This is a genomic window from Gelatiniphilus marinus (assembly GCF_042684345.1).
GTDB classification, from domain to species: domain Bacteria; phylum Bacteroidota; class Bacteroidia; order Flavobacteriales; family Flavobacteriaceae; genus Gelatiniphilus; species Gelatiniphilus marinus.
Genome location: NZ_JBHULK010000002.1, coordinates 515,143 through 537,456 on the forward strand (window position 1 = coordinate 515,143; position 22,314 = coordinate 537,456).

The following is a 22,314-nucleotide window of genomic DNA, read 5'->3' on the forward strand; positions in this document are numbered from 1 at the left end:
TGCCTAACCTGCAACAAAAAGCCTACTTACACAGATTGTTAAAAGCTTTGTAAATTTTAAACATTAACTGTAACAAAAATAAATACAATAACGTCGAATAAAAAAACAAGTCGTCTTCACGTTAACCGGTAGGTGGCATGTATAAAATTATAAAAAAAACATATTTTAGCGTTTTTCAACAGTTTAAAAATACAACAAAAAACATGAGTTTCTGGAGAGTTTTACTGTCTATTATTTGTCCGCCACTAGCCGTTTTAGACAAAGGTTGTGGCTCCATTTTAATTACTTTTATATTATGGCTTTGTGGCTGGGTACCAGGTGTTATCGCTGCATTGGTTATTATTAATAATCCAAACCGTTAGTTTTCAGTTGGCAGTTGGTTTTATATTTCAGCTCTCAGCTTTCTGTTATTTTTCATGTAAAATATCGTAATTTTGCTGGCTATGAACAAAACAATAGAACTGCAAGATTTAGGCTATAAAGACTATAAGCAAACTTGGGATTATCAAGAGCAATTGTTTAAAGGCATTGTAGATACCAAAATTAAAAATAGACGAGAAGATGCTAATTTGCAAACCCATAACTATTTTTTGTTTGTAGAGCACCCACATGTTTATACTTTGGGCAAAAGTGGCGACTTGTCTAACTTGCTTTTAAACGAAACGCAACTTGCCGAAAAAGGCGCCACCTTTTATAAAATTAATCGTGGTGGAGATATAACCTATCACGGGCCTGGACAAGTGGTTGGCTACCCTATTTTAGATTTAGAAAACTTTTTTACCGACATCCATAAATACCTGCGTTTTTTAGAAGAAATGATAATTTTAACACTAGCGGAATACGGTTTAAAAGCCGAACGAAGCCCAGGCGAAACAGGGGTTTGGTTAGATGTTGGTACACCCTTTGCCCGTAAAATTTGTGCCATGGGCGTGCGTGCAAGCCGTTGGGTAACCATGCATGGTTTTGCGCTAAACGTAAATGCAAATTTGGGCTATTTTGATAACATTATTCCCTGCGGTATTCGAGGAAAAGCAGTAACCTCTTTAAATGTTGAGCTTGGTGTAAAAGAAGTCTCAACGGATGAGGTAAAAGAAAAGCTATTAAAACACTTTGCAACGCTTTTTCAAGCAGAGTTTTTCAATAAACAGAATTAGTTTCTAATTAATTGCCCCCTCAGTATTTATTTTTTTATGCTCTTTTCGTAATCCTTGGCTTTTTGTTGCATCAGTTTTAGTTCTTCTGGAAATAGCTCATTTAACTTATCGAAATATTTTTTATAAGAAAGTATTGTAGAGTCCCTGTTCAATCTGTTAATGGTTTCGTAAGAGGGCGCCCCCGATTCGCTTTTAAGTATCTTATCGAAAACGGTTTTGGCATCTTTTATTGCTTTATCCTTTTGCTCATCGTCTTCAGCTCTTATATAATCCATCATAAAAATTTCAAGCTTTAGGGCAAGTGCGCTGCCGTACCCTTGAATGAGTTCTAAAGATTTGTCAAGGTAAATTAGGGCTTGGGCTCTTTGCATTAGGGAGTTAAAGTTATGATAATCGTAAAGCCCCGTAAGTGCTGCGTTAACGTAAGAAGATGATTTAAATTTTATTTTCCCCTCGTATTTGTTTATTAAATCGGTTACCTCGTTATAATTTTTGTAATCGTAATAGATTAGGGTTAGTAAATCTACAATGTCTGGAAGGAGATCTTCTCTTTTTTTATCCTCAACATCTTTTAATAAGGTTGTTAACCGTTTTAGGGTAGTAGCATAATCATATTTTCTTTCTCTAAGCATTTTTTGGAGGGATTCAAACTCAATGTTTATAAGGTAATCTTCAGCTTTTGTAATTTGCGATTTAGATTGCAAGAGCTGATTTTCAACTTGCTTTATGTTTTCAGCATTGCTTTTAAACTGCAGCTCCAATTTTTCCATTAATTGCTTTTCAATGTCTTTTAATCGGGAGTTGATAATCCCTTCAAAAAACTCTCTGGTTTCTACGGTTTTAGAGTTTAAGTCTGCGCTAATCTGCGCCAAAACCTGTTCTTTTAAAATGTTTCTCGATCTGTTGGATTGAATTATCGATAACGCACTCATAATACCAATTATAGCCACTAAAAAACCAATTAGGTTGTTTATTCTTTTGTTTATGGTAGCAGAAATTTTGCTTTGAATGTCGTTTTCAAAATTGGTTAAAGGAATACGTATATATTCATTTTCGCCAATAACCTCCTTAACTTTTTCAGTGATTAGTTCTTCGGTAACCACAAAAGTGGAATCTACGGTTTGGCAGTACGATTTAAACCCAAAGATTATGCAGGCGATGGTAATTAGTTTTAATTTCATGATTTTTAGTTATTTTGGTTAATAAAGAAAACAGTCTCAAATGCGGTTGTTTACACGACAGTTTTAAAATGGCACATGAAACGTGTTCGCGTTTAAAAAAAGAATCTGTTTTTAGTTGCTAAAAATCAGTAGGTTAACCAATTTAGTTAATATTTGTAACATATACAAATGCGGTATGCAAAAGTTTAGGTGTATGTGTTTTACTAAAGCAGTATTAAGATTTTATATAACGGCTGTTTTTTGGTTTAGTTAGAGGCTTTTTTTTGGAGGACCGTTTTCTAAATTAGTAAAACCCTTGTTCTCGAGATTGGTTTTATTGGTTGGTGGTATATTCTATACCCAAATCGTTTGTTCTAACAGCTTTTAGTTTTTTGTTGAGTTTCTTTTTAAAACGCGAAATAATAGGTGCGTTTTTTGGGTTTGAAGCTAAATTGGTAAATTGTTCGGGGTCTTTTTCCATATTATACAATTCAATGCCTGCCGAGGCATCTTCGTTATATTGAATGTATGCCCACTTTTTGGTTCTGAGCAAAAAGCTGTTTCCGCCTTGCGATACGCTAAAACCCATGTTCCTGACTTTCTTTTTGGGCTTATTCAAGGTTTTTATCAGGCTTTTGCCCTGTAAGTGTTTTGAGGGTTTTAAGCCTGCCAATACTGCTGTTGTTGGGTATAAATCCAATAATTCTACAAAAGTGTGGCATACCGCAGCCTTTTTTCCGGGTACTTTAATGATTAAAGGTACCCGAACAGATTCTTCGTGCAAGCTCACTTTCATCCAGAAATTATGCTCGCCCAAATGAAAACCGTGATCTGAGGTGAAAATTACAATGGTATTGTTTTCTAGCCCCTCTTCTTTAAGTGTTTTAAGTACTTTGCCAACTTGGGCATCCATATACGATACCGATGCGTAATAGGCTGCTATTGCCTTTTTTTCTTGCTCTAAACTCATTTTGGCATTAATACTTGTTACGTAGTTTATGCCTCGTTTTGGAATATCGTCCCAGTCTCCATCTACTTTTTTTGGTAGTGTTATGTTGTTAAACGGGTACGCTTTGAAATAGGGTTTTGGGGCAACAAAGGGTACGTGAGGCCTTACAAAGCCTACTGCTAAAAAAAAAGGTTTGTTTTTATGTTTTCTAATTAGCTCTGAAGCTTTTTTGGCTGTTTTTCCGTCGGCGTGCACTAAATCGTCGCCTTCAGCTTTTACAATGGTCATTACGTTTCCGCCTTTTCTTTCAATGGTTCCATCAGGATTTCCTTGAACCAATTGGGCATCACCTTTGGCTTTCCATTCGGGGCCTTGGCTGTTAAAACGTTCTGTCCAAGAGGCTTCATCATCTTGTCCGTTCGCTCCTGTTTCTATATCAATTGGGACGCCCATGTGGTAAATTTTGCTTACCCGTGCGGTATAATAACCGTTGTCTTTAAATAGCTGTGGCCATGTTTTTCTTTTGTGCCCAATGTTTTTTCTGCCGCTTACATAGCCAAAAGTCTTGGTGGCATTGGGATAGTAACCCGACATAAGAGATGCTCGTGATGGCCCACAAACCGGGTATTGCGTATAGGCCTTGGTGTAACGAATACCTTCTGAGGCTAATTTATCGATGTTTGGCGTGTGGCAAGCTTTGTTTTTGTATGATGAGACTGCGGTTGCCGTTAAATCATCTGAAATAATAAATAAAATATTTGGTTTTTTTTCTTGAGAAAACAGACTAATATTTACTAATAAAATCGTAATGTAAATAAAAGATTTCATGTGGTGTTTACTCCTGTTTGTAGCGGGTTTTATTTTAAACCAATTATAGTTTTAACAGATTTAAGATACGGTTATTGATTGTCCGTAATTTGTCATAAATTTAAAAATTCAATGATTTTGTCATTCCGTGGAAACGAGGAATCCCTTTGATTATTAAAGATTCTTCACTTTGTTCTGAATGACAAAAACATCAATATGCATGATTACGGATATTCAGTACGGTTATTTTATTTTCTGTATAAAAAATAGTTGTTCACCAAGTTTATATATTCTTGTTTGGCTTCGTCTTCGGTAATATTATCAATTTGAAAAAGCGCATTGGTTTTAAAAGCGTTGATTATGGGTTTTTTGCTTTTAGGCTTACCATAGTCGTTGGTTGCTCTTTTATAGTATGCATAGAGTTTTAAGAGCGTATCGGCAGGAAATGGATCTGTATGGGCATTTACTCGGGCAACCGCTTCTTTAAATTCTATGTCTAGTTCTTTGTTACTCATTAACTTCTGCAATAATACTTTCTCCACCGCGTACTTTTTGGTTAAGCTTTACTTTTATTTTTGTGTTTAGGGGTAGAAACAAATCAACTCTAGATCCAAATTTAATAAATCCAGAATCTGCACCTTGAACGGCTTTGTGGTTTTGTTTTGCATAATTAACAATGCGTTTGGCCAAGGCGCCTGCAATTTGTCTATATAGCACTTTTCCGTAGGTTTGGTTTTCTATAACAACGGTTGTGCGCTCGTTTTCCTCACTTGCTTTAGGGTGCCATGCCACTAAGTATTTGCCTTTATGGTATTTGCTAAAAAGAATTTGTCCGCCAATAGGATAACGAGTAACATGTACGTTTATTGGGGACATAAATACGCTTACCTGCAGGCGTTTTTCTTTAAAATATTCTTTTTCAAACACTTCTTCGATAACCACAACTTTGCCGTCAACAGGAGAAACCACATGTTTGTCGCTTAAAGCAGTAATTCGTTTTGGGTTTCTGAAAAACTGAAGAATCAATATAAAGAATCCAAGCAATAGAATTAAAATAAGCGTTCGCAACCACTGTAGGCTTATAAAACTATCTACCAACAAAAATGCCGCAACAATAATTACTAGTGTTACAAATATAATTTTATGACCCTCTTTATGAAACATATTGTAAAATTCTTAAAAATAAATATATAAATGGCGCAGCAAAAATAATACTATCTAATCGATCTAGCAACCCGCCGTGTCCAGGCATAATAATGCCGCTGTCTTTTACGCTGGCCTGCCGTTTAAATTTCGATTCTATTAAATCTCCTAAAGTACCGAAAACACTAATTATAATACTTAATATCAACCAATTTGTAAAGCTTAACGTTTGGGTAAAGGTAGCAATAAAATAGCTTGAAATGCACGAAAAAAACAAACCGCCCAAAAAGCCTTCAACGGTTTTTTTTGGCGAAATTTTTTCGAATAGTTTTTGTTTTCCAAAGTTTTTACCCACCAAATAGGCAAAAGAGTCGTTTACCCAAACCAAGATAAAAGACCCCAATAAAATGTTTGGGTTATAAGGGGTTTGGTAATTAGCTATTAGTACCAAGAATACGAAAGCACTAGAAATATAAAAGGTTGATAGTATAAAACGTTTAGTGATAAACAGTGGTATTTTTTTTGTTGAGAACAAATCCTTAATTAAAAACAGCTGTACAAAAATACTAATTACCGTTAATATTTGCGTGGCTTCGTCTAGACCCATGTTGGTGTTTAGCAAGAGTTGCCAAGAGCCAAATACGGAATAAAGTAGGATAAAGATAAAGTAAGGGACAATGCTTTTAAGTTGAATGAGCTTTTGGAATTCGCCTAGGCAAATCAATCCAAAAACAAAAAACAGTACCATTACCGCATAGGCATTAAATAAGCAGCCAATTAATAACAAAACATAAATTAAACCCGATAAGGCTCGTATTAAGGTTTCCTTCATCTATAAGTCTTCTAAGAGGAGTAAGTATAGGTTTTTTGCGCTACTGCCATAACTTAAAAAATCTTTGTCTTCATCAGATTTAAAGTGTTTTATGGTGGTAATGTTTGTGGGGATTTTTTGCTTGTTTTTAGATTTTATACCCCGTAAGCCTTCTCCAATATTTTCTACTATTTGGCTAGTGGTTGCAAAAACAACAAAGTTTACAGGTAGCTCTGGTAATTTTTTTTCGAAAATTTGTTTTGAGGAAATTAGTATGGATCCATCGTTGGCTATAAGGTTTTCGCAGGTGGTTAGAAAAAAGGCAGACTCGCTTATTAATGTGGTGTCTTGTAAGTTAGGGTTCTTGAATTGGTCTTTAAGGTTTTTGTCTAGTAGGAGTGCCTTTTTATCGTTCCATTGGTTTTCGTCTATAATGTACTGCAGGTTTTGCAGTATTTCGTTTAAGTCTTCGCAGTACAGAAACTTGCCGCCATTAGCCTTAAAGTTTATGGTAAACCTCTCGTCTATTGGCAGTTTTATTTCGGGCATGTATTTGCCTCTTTCGTTCGATTTTAGTTCATCCTGCGAACTACTAGATTTTGAACCAAAAATTTTTCTAAAAAGACTCATTTAGATTGTTGCTATTAACTCAATTTCATGGGTTTTTATCAAATATAAAAAATCTTAAATTAAACGTGGGCCTAATTTAAGATTTTTACTAAAAGCTTAACATATTTTAAAGTAAACTTATTCTTCTTCTTCTTTGGTTTGTTTTTCTACTTTGGTTTCATCATTACTGTTTTCAAAAGGGCGCTTACCAAATATTTTTTCAAGATTATCTTTGAAAATCACTTCTTTTTCAAGGAGAACTTCGGCAAGTTCTGTTAATTTGTCCTTATTGTCTTCAAGTAGTTTTAGGGCTCGTTGATACTGTTCTTCGATAATGGCTGAGATTTCTTTATCTATTAGTTCTGCGGTTTGTTCGCTATAGGGTTTTGTAAAGCCATATTCGTTTTGTCCTGAGGAATCGTAATAGGTTAAATTGCCTATTTTATCGCTAAGGCCGTAAACCGTTACCATTGCTCTTGCTTGTTTGGTAACTTTTTCCAGATCGCTTAGGGCGCCAGTAGATATTTTGTTGAAAATTACTTTTTCGGCCGCTCTACCTCCAAGTGCGGCACACATTTCGTCTAGCATTTGCTCTGGGCGTACTATTAAACGTTCTTCTGGTAGGTACCAGGCGGCACCTAATGAGCGGCCTCGGGGAACAATGGTAACTTTTACCAATGGCGCAGCATGTTCAAGCATCCAGCTTACTACGGCGTGTCCAGCTTCGTGGAAGGCTACGGCTTTTTTCTCGCTAGGGGTAATGATTTTGTTTTTCTTTTCCAGGCCACCAATTATTCTGTCAACAGCATCTAGGAAATCTTGTTTGTCAACTGCTTTTTTACCGTTTCTAGCGGCAATTAAAGCGGCTTCGTTACAAACGTTTGCTATATCTGCGCCAGAGAACCCTGGGGTTTGTTTAGATAAGAAATCCAAATCTAGGTTTTCTGCTTTTTTTAAGGGGCGCAGATGCACTTCGAAAATTTCTTTGCGTTCGCGTACGTCTGGTAGATCTACATATATCTGTCTATCAAAACGTCCGGCGCGCATTAAGGCTTTGTCTAAAATATCGGCTCTGTTGGTTGCGGCCAGTACAATTACGTTTGTGTTGGTGCCAAAACCATCCATTTCGGTAAGTAGTTGGTTTAGGGTGTTTTCGCGCTCGTCGTTACTACCAGACATGGCGTTTTTGCCTCGGGCACGACCAATGGCATCAATTTCATCAATAAATATAATAGATGGCGATTTTTCTTTGGCTTGTTTAAATAAATCGCGCACTCGCGAAGCTCCAACGCCAACAAACATCTCTACAAAATCTGAACCCGATAATGAGAAAAACGGTACTTTTGCCTCTCCCGCAACGGCTTTTGCCAATAGGGTCTTTCCGGTTCCTGGAGGGCCAACAAGCAATGCGCCTTTGGGTATTTTACCTCCTAATGTGGTATATTTTTCGGGGAATTTTAAAAAGTCAACGATTTCTTGTACTTCTTCTTTGGCACCTTCTAATCCAGCAACATCTTTAAAGCTTGTTTTAACTTCGGTGTTTTGGTCGAATAGTTTAGCTTTCGATTTACCGATGTTGAAAATTTGCCCGCCGGCGCCACCGCCAGCACCTCCAGACATACGGCGCATTATAAAAATCCAAACGCCAATTAGCAAAACAAACGGTAGGATACCAATTAAAAAATCGCTTAGGTTACTGGTTTCTGTATCAAACTTTACAATTGGTTTGTTTGCAAGGTCTTTGGTGGCTTCGTTTAAATCATTTTCGAAATTTTGAAGATCGCCAAATTCAAATTTATAGTTTGGTAAACGCGTTGCTGATGGGATAAAGGTTTGTGGCTTAGAGTTTTTGTGAACCTCTTTTGCCATGGCCTCTGCGGTTAAATACACTTTTGCAACCCGTGTGTTTTTTACGATGTCTATTTTTTCTACATCGCCATTTTCTAAATATCTAAAAAAATCTGCTGGTGTGGTTGAGCTGCCTTCTTGATAACTGCCTCCAAATAGTTGAAATCCTAAAAAAATCGCTAATACAATTCCGTAAATCCAATACGGGCTAAATTTAGGCTTTTTCTCTTTTGTATTTTTTTTGTCGTTTGCCATGTGTGTTTTAGTAACTGGTTTCTATTACTGTTGTTTTTGCATCGCCCCAAAGGCTTTCAATATCATAATACGCTCTAACGTGTTTTTGAAAAACGTGCACAACAATATTTACATAATCTATTAATACCCATTCAAGGTTGTCTAGTCCCTCTGTATGCCATGGGTTGTCTTTAAGTTCTTTGCTAACCTTTTTTTGTATTGAATTGACTATGGCGTTTACTTGTGTGTTTGAAGTGCCTTCGCAGATTATAAAGTAATCACAAACCGTGTTTTCAATTGCTCTTAAATCTAGTATGTTTATCTCTTTGCCTTTAACATCTTCAATGCCGCTTATTATTGCAGATATTAATTGGTCTGGGCTTGTTTTTTGTTTCGCCATTAATTTTATTTAATTTGTGCAAAGTTATTATTTTTTTAGTTCTTTATACTTTAAAATAATCATAAGATTTTAAAGCTTTAAAACTACTTGTAAATGCATATAATCAAACTTGATGCCATCGACTCTACAAACTCGTTTTTAAAAGAAATGATTTATGCACAAGAGGTCGCCGATTATACTATTGTAGTTGCCCAACACCAAACCAATGGCCGTGGGCAAATGGGAACGACTTGGGATTCTGATAGGGGTAAGAACCTCATGTTTAGCATGTTTAAGGATTTAAGTGCATATGTTGTAGAATTTCCTTTTTATATTAGTATGGCTGTTTCTTTGGCTATTTTTAAAACCTTAAAGGCTTTATGCATACCTCATTTAAGTATTAAATGGCCTAACGACATTTTGTCAGCAGACAAGAAGATTTGTGGTATTTTAATAGAGAATGTCATAAAAAACAAACTTAACTCTACGGTAATCGGTATTGGTGTAAATGTAAACCAAACCGAATTTAAAAACCTTCCCAAGGCTTCTTCGTTAAAAAACATTACTGGTATGCACTATGATTTAGACGAGATTCTGCAAACCATTATCAAGCACACCAAGGCGTATTCTTTACTTTTACAGCAGGGAAACCATGAGGTTGTAAAAAACGAATATGAAGCTAATTTGTTTAGAAAAAACAAGCCTTCAACATTTAAAAACGCTAAAGGCGATTTGTTTTCGGGTTTTATTATCGGGGTTACCAAATACGGTAAACTGCAGGTGCTTTTAGAAGACGAAATAGTAAAAAAATACGATCTTAAGGAAATTACACTAATGTACTAAGCAGCTTTTTGGGCTTGGTACCCCAAGTTTAAATGGCTTTAGGGATGTTGGTAGCTAGGGTTTCTATAAATTTGCTTATCGGGCCTTTTATCATCATAGCCATCATGGTATTAAAGCTGCCCGTAAATTCCAGATGTACTTCGCTGGAGTTGTTCCCGGTATCGGTTATGTTTCCAATAAGCGAAAAATCCAATTTGCCACCGGCAGCACCCAGCACAATTTTATTTGGTGCCATGGCTTCTTTCTTTTTTAGTATGATTTCTGGCATGCCTTTTAAAGCAAAAAGAAATTTATCGCTGTCTAGAACTTCAAATTTACTAATGTTATCGGGCATAAGGGATTCGAAGTTTTTTATGTCCGACAAAAAATCAAAAACCTCCTGTGGGGATTTGCCAACGTTAATTCTTGGTGATTCTAAATTCATAATGATTGTTAAGATGTTATTTGTTGAGGCGTTTAGTTGTACGTGATGATAGCTTTAAAGCTAAACAGGGTAATTGTGTTGTCAATTAGGGTTCCATGCACTGGGGTTGCTGTTCCATTCAGAAAGGGTTTCCAGTTCTTTTTCAGAAATATAATTGGTTTCTAAGGCCTGTTCGAGCAAGCTTTGGTAGTTGCTAAGGGTATGGAGGTTTATGTTTTCTTTTTTAAAGTTCTCGGTAGCCACATCAAAGCCGTATGTAAAGATGGCTACCATACCTTTTACGTTAATGTTGGCGTCTTTTAAAGCTTTTACGGCATTTAAACTGCTTTGGCCGGTGCTAATCAGGTCTTCAACAACCACAACATTTTGTCCGCTTTCAATAAAGCCTTCAATTTGGTTTTTGCGCCCGTGCCCTTTTGCATCTGGACGTACGTAAATAAAAGGCAGGCCTAAATATTCTGCAACTAAAATGCCAATGCCAATAGCGCCTGTGGCAACACCCGCGATGGCATCGGGCTTGCCGTAATGTTGTTCGATTTGTTTGGCCATGACTTCGCGAATGTAGTTGCGAATGGGCGGAAACGATAATACAATTCTGTTGTCGCAATAAATGGGCGATTTCCAGCCAGAGGCCCAAGTAAACGGATCTTTTGGGCTTAGTTTTATAGCATTAACTTGTAATAAAACCTCGGCGGTCTTTCTAGCGGTGTGTTTGTTAAAAATCATAGCCGCAAAATTACACATAAATTTATTTTTTTTTGAACTGAACTGTAATGAATAAAATTATTTTTTTTAACACTGGCCAAAATGTGTTGAAAAATGATATTTTTACCAAAACAAAATTAAGCAAAGCTTTATGCACAGAATTTTTGTTAACGATAAACCTATAATTTTAACAACTGTAGTTGAGAAGGAAGATGGCTTTAAAAACTATTTGCTAAAAACTGTAGATATGGCTAAAGTTATAAGAAAACTTAACAGGACAAAGCTTAAAGAGGTTAGGCTTATCGGGAAAAAGAAAAAAAAGCTGCTGGAGAGGTTTCTTAAAAAGTTGCCCAATGTTGTTGCCGGTGGCGGAAAAGTGTATAACGACAATGGTGAAATTTTGTTTATTTACAGAAACGATAAATGGGATTTGCCCAAAGGAAAAATTGAAGGAAACGAAACCATTGAAAGAACCGCCATTAGGGAAGTTACCGAAGAAACGGGCGTTAGCGGGCTTGAAATTACAAAGCCCTTGGAAACAACCTACCATATTTTTAAGCGCAACGGTCGATACAAAATAAAAATAACGTATTGGTTTGAAATGAAAACGAGTTTTAAAGGCAATTTATACGCCCAGGAAAACGAAGGCATTACTAAAGTGGAATGGCTTGATAAAGCGCAAACCAAAAAAGCATTGGAGAATAGTTATGCTAATATTAAGGCTTTGGTTTAGGGGGTAAAGGTTTGTTTAACGGCTCTGTGTAAGGCTTGTTGCGTTTGGTTTAGCGTAAAGTAAGCAAATAATCACTGATTAGAAAATTCGCTAGCCCCGATGCTTCGGGGTTCGTAAACAGGCTCTTATCAGGCAATTAATTTTATACGCTGTTGGCATTTTGTTATTTTTTATTCTTTTTCAGAGATTGTTTAATCAGACTCATAATATATTCTATGTCCTCATCATTACTAAATTGTAATTGATAATCTCCATTTCCATAATGTCCAATTTCCGAAACATCTCTAGTTAATTTTTTTGAATCTTCTAATTCTCCTTTTTTAAGGTTAATATGAAGTTTAAGGGCATTCTTTTGTACTTGAACGTCAACAACGTTTGTTCCTGAAACATAAGCTATATATTTTTTTTTTGGTTTAACTTCTAAATCACCTAAATTTAAAAGAGCGTTTTTTACTTTTTCATAAAGTTCTTTTGTCTCTTCGGTTGCTCTTTCCAAATGTTCAGATTCAGAGTAAACCTTTATTTCTTTGGCAATTTTGTCAATTGTTTCATCCGTTTTGGAAATCGTTTTAATACTTTCTTGAGCACCAGCTTTCTGTATTTGTTCAAATGAAACAGTTTCGTTTTCAAATCTTTTCACTTCCCACAATTCAATCGGCAAATCTTTGAAATTAATTGCCTCACGTTGATAATTAGTAAACTTTGGAGAAACAAAAAGTACTCTGGATTGAGACCAATCAACATCAGTCCTTTTCAGCGTTCTATTCTGACTTTCGTTAAATTCAAGAATAAAATCCGCTTTGTTATTTAACATTAATGACAGATAAGCATAACCTTGGTCAATTACACTAAAGTTCTTGTCTCGTTTGTATTCGATTATTACAAAAGCATTCGCTTCTAAGTCAAAAGCAAGAGTGTCAATTCGAAAACTATTCAGAGCAAATTCCGATTTCACAAATTCAAGTCCCAAAATTGTTTTCAGATTATGTTCTGTTATATCTTGGATTTCTTTTTCGAGACGAAATGGTTTCTCTTTAATGTACTTTAAGGATTTTTCTATTTTGTATAATGCCATTTATATTCTCGGTTTTTTAATGAATGCCAATGCTAAGATAAACATCAGTTTTAATGAATTTTATCGATAGTTAAACGAAGGTATCGTTTTTTTTTTTTTTTTCTGACAAAGACAATTTTTTATTATACTCAATTAGCAACCCTATAAACCGGATACTGCAAATGCGCCTTTTCGTAGTTATCACTTTGTTTGTGCAACCAATCTAATTGGGCGTACCAATTATTTGCAAAGGCTTTATCGTTTTGTTTTTTAGCCTCAAACTCCATTTTTAATTTTTTATTATTATTTATTAATTCTACAGCTTTGTCTTCCCAAACATAAGGCGAGAAACCTTCTTTTTGTTGTAAAATGGTATCGAAAAAATTCCAGTTAAAAAACGAATCGTGGGCTTGTGGCTCCAGGGTTTCTATAATATATTTAAAAGAAGGCTGATTGGTTTTTATATAATAATCGCCTTTTCTAAATGTTATGTTTTCCGTGTTTGAAATTACCGAAACGTTGTAATGTGGATAATGCCCTTCGTAAGGGTGTTGCCTGGTTTTATAATCTTTAATTTTATAGCTTTCAACAGTTAGCGTGGTTTCATTTTTAAATACCTGAAATTCAACAGCATTCAATTTTAACAACGCGATAACACGATGCCAACTTTGTGGAATAATATAAGCTGTGGGGATTTTAATTTCCAAAGTTGGTTTAAAATAATTTTGGTAAATAAGGTCTTTGGTAAACGGTTTGTTTCTATTGTATTTTAAGCGTTCAAATCCGGTAATTTCACTTTTAGTGTTTTCGGCCTCAAAACCTTTAAAGTTTATAGTTGATGTTTTTGTGGTATCAATTTGCCAATGTAGTGCATACATTTTTTTAGGATGGATGGTATTGGCTTTTTTACGCAATACCGCAATTTTATCGCCTTGTTCTTCGGTAATTTCAATCATGCTTTTCATTAATTCGTAAGTGCCCTCAACACGTTGTTTGTAGGGTTTTAACATGTGCGTTTCTACCATCATTCCCAAGGTGTTAAACAGCGTTGTATAGCCCGTTGAGTACCGCGGATAATCCATAAACTGAGAAAATCCTTTATCTGGAACGCGATTAAAAACATTAACGTATGGCGTAATATCCCAATCTTTTTTTGCTAATTTTTCCTCTAATTCGGGCATCATTTCTGAGTATATAAAATAACCCAAATCGCCACCAAGTTTGTTGTGCTGCGTAAACAAATGGGTAAGCGTGTACTGGTAATCGGCACCGTTGCTAACATGATTGTCTATAAAAACATCGGGCTTTGCCAAATGGAAAATCTTAGCAAAGGTTTGGGCATTTTTAGTGTCGCATTTTATAAAGTCGCGGTTTAAGTCGTAGTTTCTGGCATTGCCCCTAAACCCGTAATCTTTTGGGCCATTTTGGTTGGTTCTCGTTGTAGAGTTTCTGTTTAAACTACCACCAACATTATAAATAGGAATGGTAACAATTACCGTGTTTTTGGGTGTCTCGATAGTGCCGTTTGCCAAATCCCTAAATAGCATCATGGTAGCATCTATACCATCAGGTTCTCCCGGATGGATGCCGTTGTTTATTAAAAGGATGCGTTTGTTTTTTCGAATTTCAGAAAAATCGAATAGAGATTCGGCATTAAAAGTAACGATGTGCAAAGGTAAGCCTGCATCGGTTTCGCCCATGGTTTTTATTGAAATTTCTGGATAGGCCTCGGCTAAATCATTATAATACGTTATGGTTTGCTTGTAAGTTGCGGTTTCTAAACCCCCAGATTTTTCAAAGTGCGTTTTAAAATCATAATCAGGTTTTGTTTTAGGGGCATTGCAGGACACCAATAAAAACAAAAAAAATATTATTATTCTCATTGTTATGGGGTTTTTGGTTAAAATTATTTGGTAAAAATTCGTTTTATTTAAAAAATATGTAAATCTACAATTTTATTGTAATTATAAATTATTTGGTAAATTAAACTTTAATAAAAAATAATAACTTAGTGTGTTGTATTTTGCTACGACTTTTAAGGGCAACCTGTTGTTTTTAAGTTTTGTAGATCTCTCGTAATAATAAAAAATATGAAGGTTTGTAATCTGTCTTTTGGCAAAATAGTTGTTTTAAATAAAAATTTAGCCGAAGTTATTGTTAACGAAGGGGTCCATTTTAACGAAGCTATGGTTGATGAATACCATAATTTTTTATTGTCTAATTTAAGCAAGCCTTTTGCTTTGCTCGTTAACAAAAAACATTCTTATTCTTATGCTTTCGAGGCCCAAAAGCAGATTTCGTCTTTAAGTGGTATTCAAGCCATTGCTGTAGTTGTCTTTACAAGCGCTAGCTTAATGGCCACTAAAACTTTAATGAACGTTAACAGGACCGAAACCAGCAACATTAAAATATTTCAAGACCGAGACAAAGCTCTACTTTGGTTAATCGAAGAAATAAACTCTTAACTCTCCTCAAACGTTATAGTAGTCGATTTTTAAAAAAATATAACTGCAAGCACTTGTGCATTTGCAGATTAAGCCTAAATTTGCCACTTCTTAAAACAAACCGTTATGACTGAGTTTATTAGAAAGATAGTGCCAAACGCCAAAGACGATGTGCTTGCAGGAATAACAACCTCTTTTGCCATGGTGCCCGAGGTTGTGGCCTTTGCTTTTGTAGCGCAAATTGATCCTTTGGTTGCGCTTTCGGGTGCTTTTATGATAGGTTTGATTACCGCAATCTTTGGTGGAAGACCGGGTTTAATTTCTGGTGCGGCCGGAGCTGTAGCCGTTATTTTCGTTACCATGATTTCAGAAGGGCACACCAAAGGGATGCTTTTCGATCAGCCTATAGAAAACATGGGCTTCTTCTATTTATTCGCCTGTGTAATTTTAATGGGTGTTATTCAAATCTTAGCAGGTGTTTTTAAGTTGGGTAAGTTTGTAAGGCTTATTCCGCACCCCGTAATGATGGGCTTTGTTAACGGTTTGGCCATCATTATTTTCTGGGCTCAGGTAAAAATGTTTTCACATAAATCGCTAGTGGTTTCTAGCGATGGTGTAAAAGAATACGTTGCTACCTTTATGACCGGTACCGAATTGTACACCATGATTGCTTTGGTGGCCTTAACCATGGCCATAATTTGGTTTTTACCCAAATTAACAAAAAAGTTACCTGCATCGTTAACCGCAATCCTAGTAACCACCTTTATAGTGGTATTTACAGGTTTAGAGGTAACCACCGTAGGATCGTATATTATTGAAGGCGGCGGAACAGGGCTAAAAGGCGAGTTTCCAACCCCAAATGTAGAGCTATGGCAAAATTTGCCCATTAATCTCGACACCTTTTCTTTTATTTTGCCCTATGCCTTTCTTGCCGCATCGGTTGGATTGATAGAGTCTTTAATGACCATGAATTTGGTAGATGAATTAACAGAAACCAGAGGCGACGGAAACCGCGAATGTATAGCGCAAGGTGCCGGAAACATAGTAAGCGGACTTTTTGGAGGTACAGGTGGTTGTGGAATGATTGGCCAAACGGTAATTAACATTAAAGCAGGCGGAAGAGGACGACTGTCTGGGATAATGATGGCCGTTTCCCTACTTACATTTATCTTGTTTACAGACAAATTAATAGAACAAGTCCCTATAGCGGCCCTTATAGGCGTTATGTTTGTAATGGTAATACAAACCTTTGCATGGTCCAGTTTTAGGATTTTAGGGAAAATACCAAAATCTGATGCCTTTGTATTAATTACGGTGTCGGCGGTAACCGTTATTTTCGATCTGGCCATCGCTGTATTTGTTGGTGTTATTATCTCAGCATTAACTTTTTCTTGGGAAAACGCAAAACGCATCCGCGCACGCAAGCATACCCAAGAAGACGGTACAAGAACCTACGAAATTTGGGGTCCTCTGTTTTTTGGCTCTATAACCGCGTTCAACGAAAAATTCGATATAAAAAACGACCCCGAACATGTTGAGGTAGATTTTATTGAATCTCGTGTAAGCGATCACTCTGCCATAGAAGCCATATACAATTTGGTTAATAAATACGAAGCCGCAGGAAAATCAATAAAACTAAAACATTTAAGCGAAGACTGTAAAATACTGCTTTACAAATCAAACCCTAAATTTAGAGAAGTGGTTGTTGAGGCTATCGACGATCCGCGCTACCATCTGGTTGAAAACCCCGAAGCATTCGCCAAAGGGCTTTAATAAACATATATTTAATATTATAATGTGGTAGGGCTTTCCGCTATATCTTTTTAAAGTATTTTTGAATGGGCGAAGGGCATGGCAATCTGCCAAACTTTAGCCAGCTCAATCTTTAATTTTTTTTGGTTTTAAAAAGGATGCTCCCGAAGCCTCGTTACAATCTTTAACGCAGCAGTTCGTGAAAAGCAGTTTTAAATTGGTAAACCTGTTAATGTGCTAACTGCAAAAGCTTGAGCTTGTTATTAATGCCTGGGGTTAAATGTTGCTGTAATAGTAAATTTAAAAGAGGGCAACCTGTCTGCTTACCAATATTGCAAGTGCAAAGTCATTGCTATTTTACCCTAACCGTGCTTGGTACTAACTTGGTGTAATCGCCATTATTCCTAAGTACATCGCGCACAATAGAAGATGCGATATACGATGTTTTTGCCGAGGTTAGTAAAAACACCGTTTCAATGGGCGCTAAATCTCTATTGGTATGGGCAATGGCTTTTTCAAATTCAAAATCTGCAGGATTGCGAAGTCCGCGTAAAATAAATTCCGCTTCAACTTTTTCACAAAAATCTACGGTTAACCCTTGGTAAGTCATCACCTTAATTTTGGGCTCGTTAGCAAAAGTATCTTCAATAAATGTTTTACGTTCTTCTAACGAGAACATATATTTTTTATCGGCATTTATGCCAATGGCTACAATTATTTCGTCAAAAAGCGTAATGCCTCTTTTAATAATATCGTAGTGTCCTAATGTAATGGGATCAAAAGACCCTGGAAATATAGCGCGTTTCATAAGCCCCTCTTAATCTCCCCAAAGGGGAGAAATTAATATATTGTAAATATAAGCTTCTTAAATTTATTATTCACAATTGTTTCCCTCCTTTGGAGGGATTAAGGGAGGCTTTTCAAAGCCTCTTCAATGGCATTGTCAAATAAATCTGCTAAGGGTATTCCGGCAGCTTTTGCCTGTTGCGGCAATATGCTTTCTCGGGTTAAACCCGGAATGGTGTTTACTTCCAACAAATGTGGCTCGCCGTTTTTAAAAATAAATTCGCTTCGGCTAAAGCCTTTCATCTTTAAAATTGTATATACTTTTTTGGCAATGGCATTTACCTTTTCATCTTGTTCTTTGCTTAATGGGGCGGGTGTAATCTCTTGCGATTTGCCTAAATATTTGGCTTCGTAATCAAAAAAATCGTTTTCGGTTACTATCTCGGTAATGGGCAGTACTTTGGTTTCTCCTTTATACTTGATAACGCCAACCGATACTTCGGTGCCATCTAAAAAGGCTTCGATAATAATCTCGTTGTCTTCTTTAAACGCTACTTCAATGGCGTTTTGCAAATCTTCTTTTTTATGTACTTTGGTAATGCCAAAACTACTGCCCGCTTTGTTGGCTTTTACAAAACAAGGCAAACCCACTTTGGCAATTATTTTGTCTTCATTTATAACATCACCTAGGTTTATGTAAAAGGATTCGGCAGTTTTTATGCCATAAGGTTTTAATGCGCTAAGGCAATCGCGTTTGTTGAAGGTTAAGGCTGCTTGGTACATGCCACAACTGGTATGTGGCATGTTTATTAACTTAAAATAGCCTTGCATAAAACCATCTTCTCCGGGCGACCCGTGAATGGCGTTGAACACACAATCGAAAACAATTTTTTTATTTTTAACGGTAACCGAAAAATCGTTTTTATCTATAGGGAATTCGTTGTTGTTTTTATCAACATAAACCCATTTATCTTTAAAAATATGTATGCGGTATGGGTTATATTTAGACTTATTTAAAGTTTCAAAAACCACGTTTCCGCTTTTTAATGAGATTTTGTATTCGCTGGAATAACCTCCCATAATGATGGCAATATTTTTCATAAATATTTTTTTGTGATTCCCTTGAAGAAGGGGGCTCATCCATTTTTTATTTCCTCCTTTCGTCTTGGCTCAAGATAAACTTCGGCGGAAACCTCTTTTTTATTTTTTTTAAATCTACCATATAATACAAAACTAGTTTTAAATTTTAATTTTAGTACTGCTGCGCGTTAGGGATTGAGGCATTTGTTGAAGCTCCCCGACGCAGAAGGGAGCGACTGCCGAAAGCCCGACCTCCCGAAGTTTCGGGAGTGTAACGCCAAAAATATTTAAGCTATAGACCAAATTATTGTTTGTTTGCAATCTAAAAACCTACAATAAAACGTAAGTATTAATAGTTAAGCTAAAATATCATATATATTGCAAAAGAAAAAACAGTTACGTTTTTATATATTTGCCGTATCGAAAATTACAGCACATGAGCATTATTAAATTTCTTGTTAGCAAAACTTTTTTTAAACAGATTTTATTGGCGATAGTGGCTTTGGTGGTATTTTGCTTTTTAATGTTGCAATGGTTAAAGTCTTCTACAAACCATGGTGATTTTGAAACCGTACCTGATTTAAAAGGGAAATCTATAAGTGTTGCCGAAATTGAGTTAAATGAAAACAATTTAGTGATGCAAATACAGGATTCGGCAAATTTTAATCCAGATTACCCAAAATTTTCGGTAATAGAGCAGGAACCTCCGGTTGGTGCTAAAGTAAAAAAGAACAGAAAAATATACCTAACGCTAAACCCTTCGGGTTACCGAAAAGTAAGAGTGCCCAATTTATTAGAGAGTACTTTACGGCAAGCCAAACCAACCTTGGAAGCCCTAGATTTTAAGGTGGGTAAGCTTACTTATGTAGATAATATTGGTAAAGATGTCGTGCTGAAAATGCAGCATAAAGGTAAAACTATAAAAGCTGGAGATATGTTGCCGAAAACCGAAAAGATAGATTTGGTTTTAGGCAATGGCAACCGGCCAACAAACTAAGGTCAAGCAACATACGCCAATACGCATTCATTAAACACAATGGAAAACCATACACCACAATTGCCAGACGAGGATAATTTATACGAGCATCATGCTTTTACCGTAGATAAAGGGCAAGCACCCTTGCGTATAGATAAATACTTAATGAATTTTGTTGAAAACGCCACAAGAAACAAAATTCAAGCTGCTGCTAGAAACGGTAGTGTATTTGTTAACAATACGCCGGTTAAACCCAATTACAAAGTTAAGCCTTTTGATGTAGTAAGGGTGTTGTTTGCACATCCACCATTTGAGAATTTATTGGTAGGCGAAAATATGCCGTTGGATGTGGTTTATGAAGACGATACGCTACTGGTAGTAAACAAGCCAGCAGGCATGGTGGTGCATCCCGGTCACGGCAATTACTCGGGCACACTTATAAATGGATTGATTTACAGATTCGATAATTTACCGAACAATTCCAGCGAACGCCCAGGTTTGGTACACAGAATTGATAAAGATACCAGCGGCCTTTTGGTGGTTGCCAAAACAGAAAAAGCCATGGCACATTTATCGTTACAATTTGCCGAAAAAACTAGCGAACGCGAATATGTTGCCATTGTTTGGGGCAATATGCAAGAAAACGAAGGGACTATTGAAGGTAACATTGGGCGACACCCCAAAAACCGATTGCAAAACACTGTTTTTCTTGATGATGAAGCAGATAAAGGCAAACCAGCCGTAACACACTACAAGGTTTTAGAGCGTTTAGGCTACGTAACTTTGGTGTCGTGTAAGTTAGAAACGGGCAGGACGCACCAAATACGTGTACACATGAAATATATTGGGCATACTTTGTTTAACGATGCGCGCTACGGTGGCGATAAAATATTAAAAGGTACCACATTTACCAAGTATAAACAGTTTGTAGATAATTGTTTTAAGGTGTTGCCAAGGCAAGCGCTGCATGCCAAAACCTTAGGCTTTAAACACCCTAAAACGGGAGAGTTTATGCGTTTTGACAGCCCAATCCCTAACGATATGCAACAGTGTATTGAAAAATGGAAAACCTACTCTAAGCACCAAGAAATACAATAACCTCTTTAATAATTGCAAGTTGTTTTTGCAGCCACGTAAAATTGCCGATTTCGTATTGAATAAACTAATAAATTTAAGCTAACCTAGATAAAACCACTTTTTTTACGATATGGATTTTTTGTTTGAAATTTAAAAAAGAGCATTGGTTTTTTGGGTAATAAAAAGAACACAAAGAAGAGCAAAATCCAAAAAACGCTCAAAAAACAAATTTCAAGCGCTTTTTTATGAACAAAAAATGTTAACCTATAATAATTATATTTTAGCAGATTTAACGGTTCTAATAATTCTCTCGGCAATTTTATAAGGGTCTCCGTTTGATGCGGGACGCCTATCTTCTAGCCAGCCTTTCCAGCCATTTTCAACAGTAATAATTGGTATTCTAATTGATGCACCTCTGTCTGAAACACCAAAGCTAAAGTCTGATACATGAGCGGTTTCATGTAGTCCTGTTAAGCGTTCATCGTTAAATTCGCCGTAAACTTCTATATGTTCGTCGGTAACGGGTCTAAACGCTTCGCATATTTTTTTGTAAATTTCTTCAGAGCCGCAAGTTCTTAAAGTTGTGTTTGAGAAATTGGCGTGCATACCAGAACCATTCCAGTCACCTTTTACGGGTTTGGGGTGGTATTCAATATAATAGCCATATTTTTCGGTTAATCTATCTAATAAGTAACGCGCAATCCAAATTTCGTCTCCCGCTTTTTTCGCGCCTTTAGAAAATAATTGAAACTCCCATTGTCCTGGAGCAACTTCTTGGTTAATGCCTTCAAAATTTAAACCGGCATCAATGCATAAATCGGCATGTTCTTCAACAAGATCCCTGCCCCAAGTGTAGCGTCCACCAACAGAGCAGTAATATTTGCCTTGTGGCCCGGGGAAACCGCCACGGGGAAAGCCTAAGGGCAAATCGGTTTTGGCATCCATTAAAAAATACTCTTGCTCGAAACCAAACCAAAAGTCGTTATCGTCATCATCAATCTTAGCCCTAGCGTTAGAGGGGTGCGGTGTTCCGTCTGCGCTTAAAACCTCGCACATTATCAGGTAGCCGTTTTTTCTTGTTGGGTCTGGATAAATAGCTACGGGTTTCAACAAACAATCTGAAGCTCCTCCAGAGGCTTGTTCGGTAGAACTGCCATCAAAAGACCAAATTGCGCAATCTTCTAATTTGCCGTTAAAATCTTCAACAACTTTAGTTTTGCTTCTCATGTTTTGGGTAGGTTCATGGCCGTCTAGCCATATATACTCTAATTTAGATTTTGCCATAATAATTAGTTTAGTTAAAAAAACAATATCACAAATATAATATTTATTGTGTTATTGGTTTG

The 22,314-nt window shown here is 36.4% G+C and carries 23 protein-coding genes; 8 read left to right on the forward strand and 15 right to left on the reverse strand.

Annotation, left to right across the window (positions count from 1 at the left end; all coding sequences use genetic code 11):
• The first annotated feature begins 203 nt into the window (after positions 1 to 203).
• Both ACFSQS_RS07365 and lipB read left to right on the forward strand, forming a co-directional pair.
• Entirely contained in the window at positions 204 to 362 is a 159-nt protein-coding gene (locus ACFSQS_RS07365) for a YqaE/Pmp3 family membrane protein (protein ID WP_388016397.1), read from the forward strand.
• An 81-nt stretch (positions 363 to 443) separates the two neighbouring features.
• A complete protein-coding gene (lipB, locus tag ACFSQS_RS07370) occupies positions 444 to 1,154 on the forward strand; it encodes a lipoyl(octanoyl) transferase LipB (protein ID WP_388016400.1) in 711 nt (236 codons plus the stop codon).
• Between the two features lie 26 nt (positions 1,155 to 1,180).
• Here lipB and ACFSQS_RS07375 read toward each other — a convergent pair whose 3' ends face one another.
• The 8 genes from ACFSQS_RS07375 to rsfS form a co-directional block, all read right to left on the reverse strand.
• The gene (locus tag ACFSQS_RS07375) at positions 1,181 to 2,335 is read right to left on the reverse strand and encodes a hypothetical protein (RefSeq protein ID WP_388016403.1); all 1,155 of its coding nucleotides are present in this window, start codon (positions 2,333 to 2,335) and stop codon (positions 1,181 to 1,183) included.
• A 313-nt stretch (positions 2,336 to 2,648) separates the two neighbouring features.
• Entirely contained in the window at positions 2,649 to 4,091 is a 1,443-nt protein-coding gene (locus ACFSQS_RS07380) for a sulfatase (RefSeq protein ID WP_388016406.1), read from the reverse strand.
• Positions 4,092 to 4,318: 227 nt separating this feature from the next.
• The gene (locus ACFSQS_RS07385) at positions 4,319 to 4,585 is read right to left on the reverse strand and encodes an acyl-CoA-binding protein (RefSeq protein ID WP_388016409.1); all 267 of its coding nucleotides are present in this window, start codon (positions 4,583 to 4,585) and stop codon (positions 4,319 to 4,321) included.
• Entirely contained in the window at positions 4,578 to 5,234 is a 657-nt protein-coding gene (locus tag ACFSQS_RS07390) for a phosphatidylserine decarboxylase family protein (protein WP_388016412.1), read from the reverse strand. Before ACFSQS_RS07390 ends, ACFSQS_RS07385 begins: the two co-directional genes overlap by 8 nt.
• The gene (locus ACFSQS_RS07395) at positions 5,224 to 6,045 is read right to left on the reverse strand and encodes a phosphatidate cytidylyltransferase (protein ID WP_388016415.1); all 822 of its coding nucleotides are present in this window, start codon (positions 6,043 to 6,045) and stop codon (positions 5,224 to 5,226) included. The genes ACFSQS_RS07390 and ACFSQS_RS07395 overlap by 11 nt, the downstream gene beginning before the upstream one ends.
• On the reverse strand, positions 6,046 to 6,654 hold the full coding sequence (locus ACFSQS_RS07400) for an LUD domain-containing protein (RefSeq protein ID WP_388016418.1): 609 nt from the start codon (positions 6,652 to 6,654) through the stop codon (positions 6,046 to 6,048). It lies immediately after the preceding gene.
• A gap of 117 nt (positions 6,655 to 6,771) precedes the next feature.
• On the reverse strand, positions 6,772 to 8,736 hold the full coding sequence (gene ftsH, locus ACFSQS_RS07405; RefSeq protein WP_388016421.1) for an ATP-dependent zinc metalloprotease FtsH: 1,965 nt from the start codon (positions 8,734 to 8,736) through the stop codon (positions 6,772 to 6,774).
• Between the two features lie 7 nt (positions 8,737 to 8,743).
• Complete coding sequence (gene rsfS, locus ACFSQS_RS07410) at positions 8,744 to 9,115, reverse strand: ribosome silencing factor (protein WP_388016424.1); 372 nt, start codon at positions 9,113 to 9,115, stop codon at positions 8,744 to 8,746.
• A gap of 93 nt (positions 9,116 to 9,208) precedes the next feature.
• Between rsfS and ACFSQS_RS07415 the strand changes: the two genes are divergently transcribed.
• Positions 9,209 to 9,937, forward strand: coding sequence for a biotin--[acetyl-CoA-carboxylase] ligase (locus tag ACFSQS_RS07415; protein ID WP_388016427.1), 729 nt, complete (start codon positions 9,209 to 9,211; stop codon positions 9,935 to 9,937).
• A 28-nt stretch (positions 9,938 to 9,965) separates the two neighbouring features.
• Here the strand turns inward: ACFSQS_RS07415 and ACFSQS_RS07420 are convergent, their stop codons facing one another.
• Together ACFSQS_RS07420 and pyrE are read right to left on the reverse strand one after the other, a co-directional pair.
• Entirely contained in the window at positions 9,966 to 10,361 is a 396-nt protein-coding gene (locus ACFSQS_RS07420) for an SRPBCC family protein (RefSeq protein ID WP_388016430.1), read from the reverse strand.
• Positions 10,362 to 10,442: 81 nt separating this feature from the next.
• Positions 10,443 to 11,087 carry an orotate phosphoribosyltransferase gene (gene pyrE / locus ACFSQS_RS07425; protein ID WP_388016433.1) on the reverse strand — a complete coding sequence of 215 codons (645 nt, stop codon included), beginning with the start codon at positions 11,085 to 11,087 and terminating at the stop codon, positions 10,443 to 10,445.
• A gap of 130 nt (positions 11,088 to 11,217) precedes the next feature.
• Here pyrE and ACFSQS_RS07430 point away from each other — a divergent pair, with 130 nt between their 5' ends.
• The gene (locus tag ACFSQS_RS07430; protein ID WP_388016436.1) at positions 11,218 to 11,799 is read left to right on the forward strand and encodes an NUDIX hydrolase; all 582 of its coding nucleotides are present in this window, start codon (positions 11,218 to 11,220) and stop codon (positions 11,797 to 11,799) included.
• Positions 11,800 to 11,962: 163 nt separating this feature from the next.
• Here ACFSQS_RS07430 and ACFSQS_RS07435 read toward each other — a convergent pair whose 3' ends face one another.
• Both ACFSQS_RS07435 and ACFSQS_RS07440 read right to left on the reverse strand, forming a co-directional pair.
• Positions 11,963 to 12,874, reverse strand: a complete 912-nt coding sequence (locus ACFSQS_RS07435) for a DUF5655 domain-containing protein (protein WP_388016439.1) — start codon at positions 12,872 to 12,874, stop codon at positions 11,963 to 11,965.
• Between the two features lie 128 nt (positions 12,875 to 13,002).
• Positions 13,003 to 14,736: a M14 family metallopeptidase gene (locus ACFSQS_RS07440; protein ID WP_388016442.1), complete on the reverse strand. Its 1,734-nt coding sequence runs from the start codon at positions 14,734 to 14,736 to the stop codon at positions 13,003 to 13,005.
• 207 nt (positions 14,737 to 14,943) lie between these two features.
• Between ACFSQS_RS07440 and ACFSQS_RS07445 the strand changes: the two genes are divergently transcribed.
• Positions 14,944 to 15,318 (forward strand): hypothetical protein, encoded by a 375-nt coding sequence (locus tag ACFSQS_RS07445; protein ID WP_388016445.1) that lies wholly within the window; start codon positions 14,944 to 14,946, stop codon positions 15,316 to 15,318.
• Between the two features lie 105 nt (positions 15,319 to 15,423).
• A complete protein-coding gene (locus ACFSQS_RS07450) occupies positions 15,424 to 17,070 on the forward strand; it encodes a SulP family inorganic anion transporter (protein WP_388016448.1) in 1,647 nt (548 codons plus the stop codon).
• 331 nt (positions 17,071 to 17,401) lie between these two features.
• Here ACFSQS_RS07450 and coaD read toward each other — a convergent pair whose 3' ends face one another.
• Together coaD and ACFSQS_RS07460 are read right to left on the reverse strand one after the other, a co-directional pair.
• Entirely contained in the window at positions 17,402 to 17,857 is a 456-nt protein-coding gene (coaD, locus tag ACFSQS_RS07455) for a pantetheine-phosphate adenylyltransferase (protein WP_388016451.1), read from the reverse strand.
• Positions 17,858 to 17,955: 98 nt separating this feature from the next.
• Positions 17,956 to 18,936, reverse strand: a complete 981-nt coding sequence (locus ACFSQS_RS07460) for a D-alanine--D-alanine ligase (RefSeq protein ID WP_388016454.1) — start codon at positions 18,934 to 18,936, stop codon at positions 17,956 to 17,958.
• A gap of 415 nt (positions 18,937 to 19,351) precedes the next feature.
• Between ACFSQS_RS07460 and ACFSQS_RS07465 the strand changes: the two genes are divergently transcribed.
• Together ACFSQS_RS07465 and ACFSQS_RS07470 are read left to right on the forward strand one after the other, a co-directional pair.
• The gene (locus ACFSQS_RS07465; protein WP_388016457.1) at positions 19,352 to 19,912 is read left to right on the forward strand and encodes a PASTA domain-containing protein; all 561 of its coding nucleotides are present in this window, start codon (positions 19,352 to 19,354) and stop codon (positions 19,910 to 19,912) included.
• A gap of 39 nt (positions 19,913 to 19,951) precedes the next feature.
• On the forward strand, positions 19,952 to 20,989 hold the full coding sequence (locus ACFSQS_RS07470; protein WP_388016460.1) for an RluA family pseudouridine synthase: 1,038 nt from the start codon (positions 19,952 to 19,954) through the stop codon (positions 20,987 to 20,989).
• Positions 20,990 to 21,241: 252 nt separating this feature from the next.
• Here ACFSQS_RS07470 and ACFSQS_RS07475 read toward each other — a convergent pair whose 3' ends face one another.
• Positions 21,242 to 22,252: a glutamine synthetase beta-grasp domain-containing protein gene (locus ACFSQS_RS07475; protein WP_388016463.1), complete on the reverse strand. Its 1,011-nt coding sequence runs from the start codon at positions 22,250 to 22,252 to the stop codon at positions 21,242 to 21,244.
• Between the last annotated feature and the right edge of the window lie 62 nt (positions 22,253 to 22,314).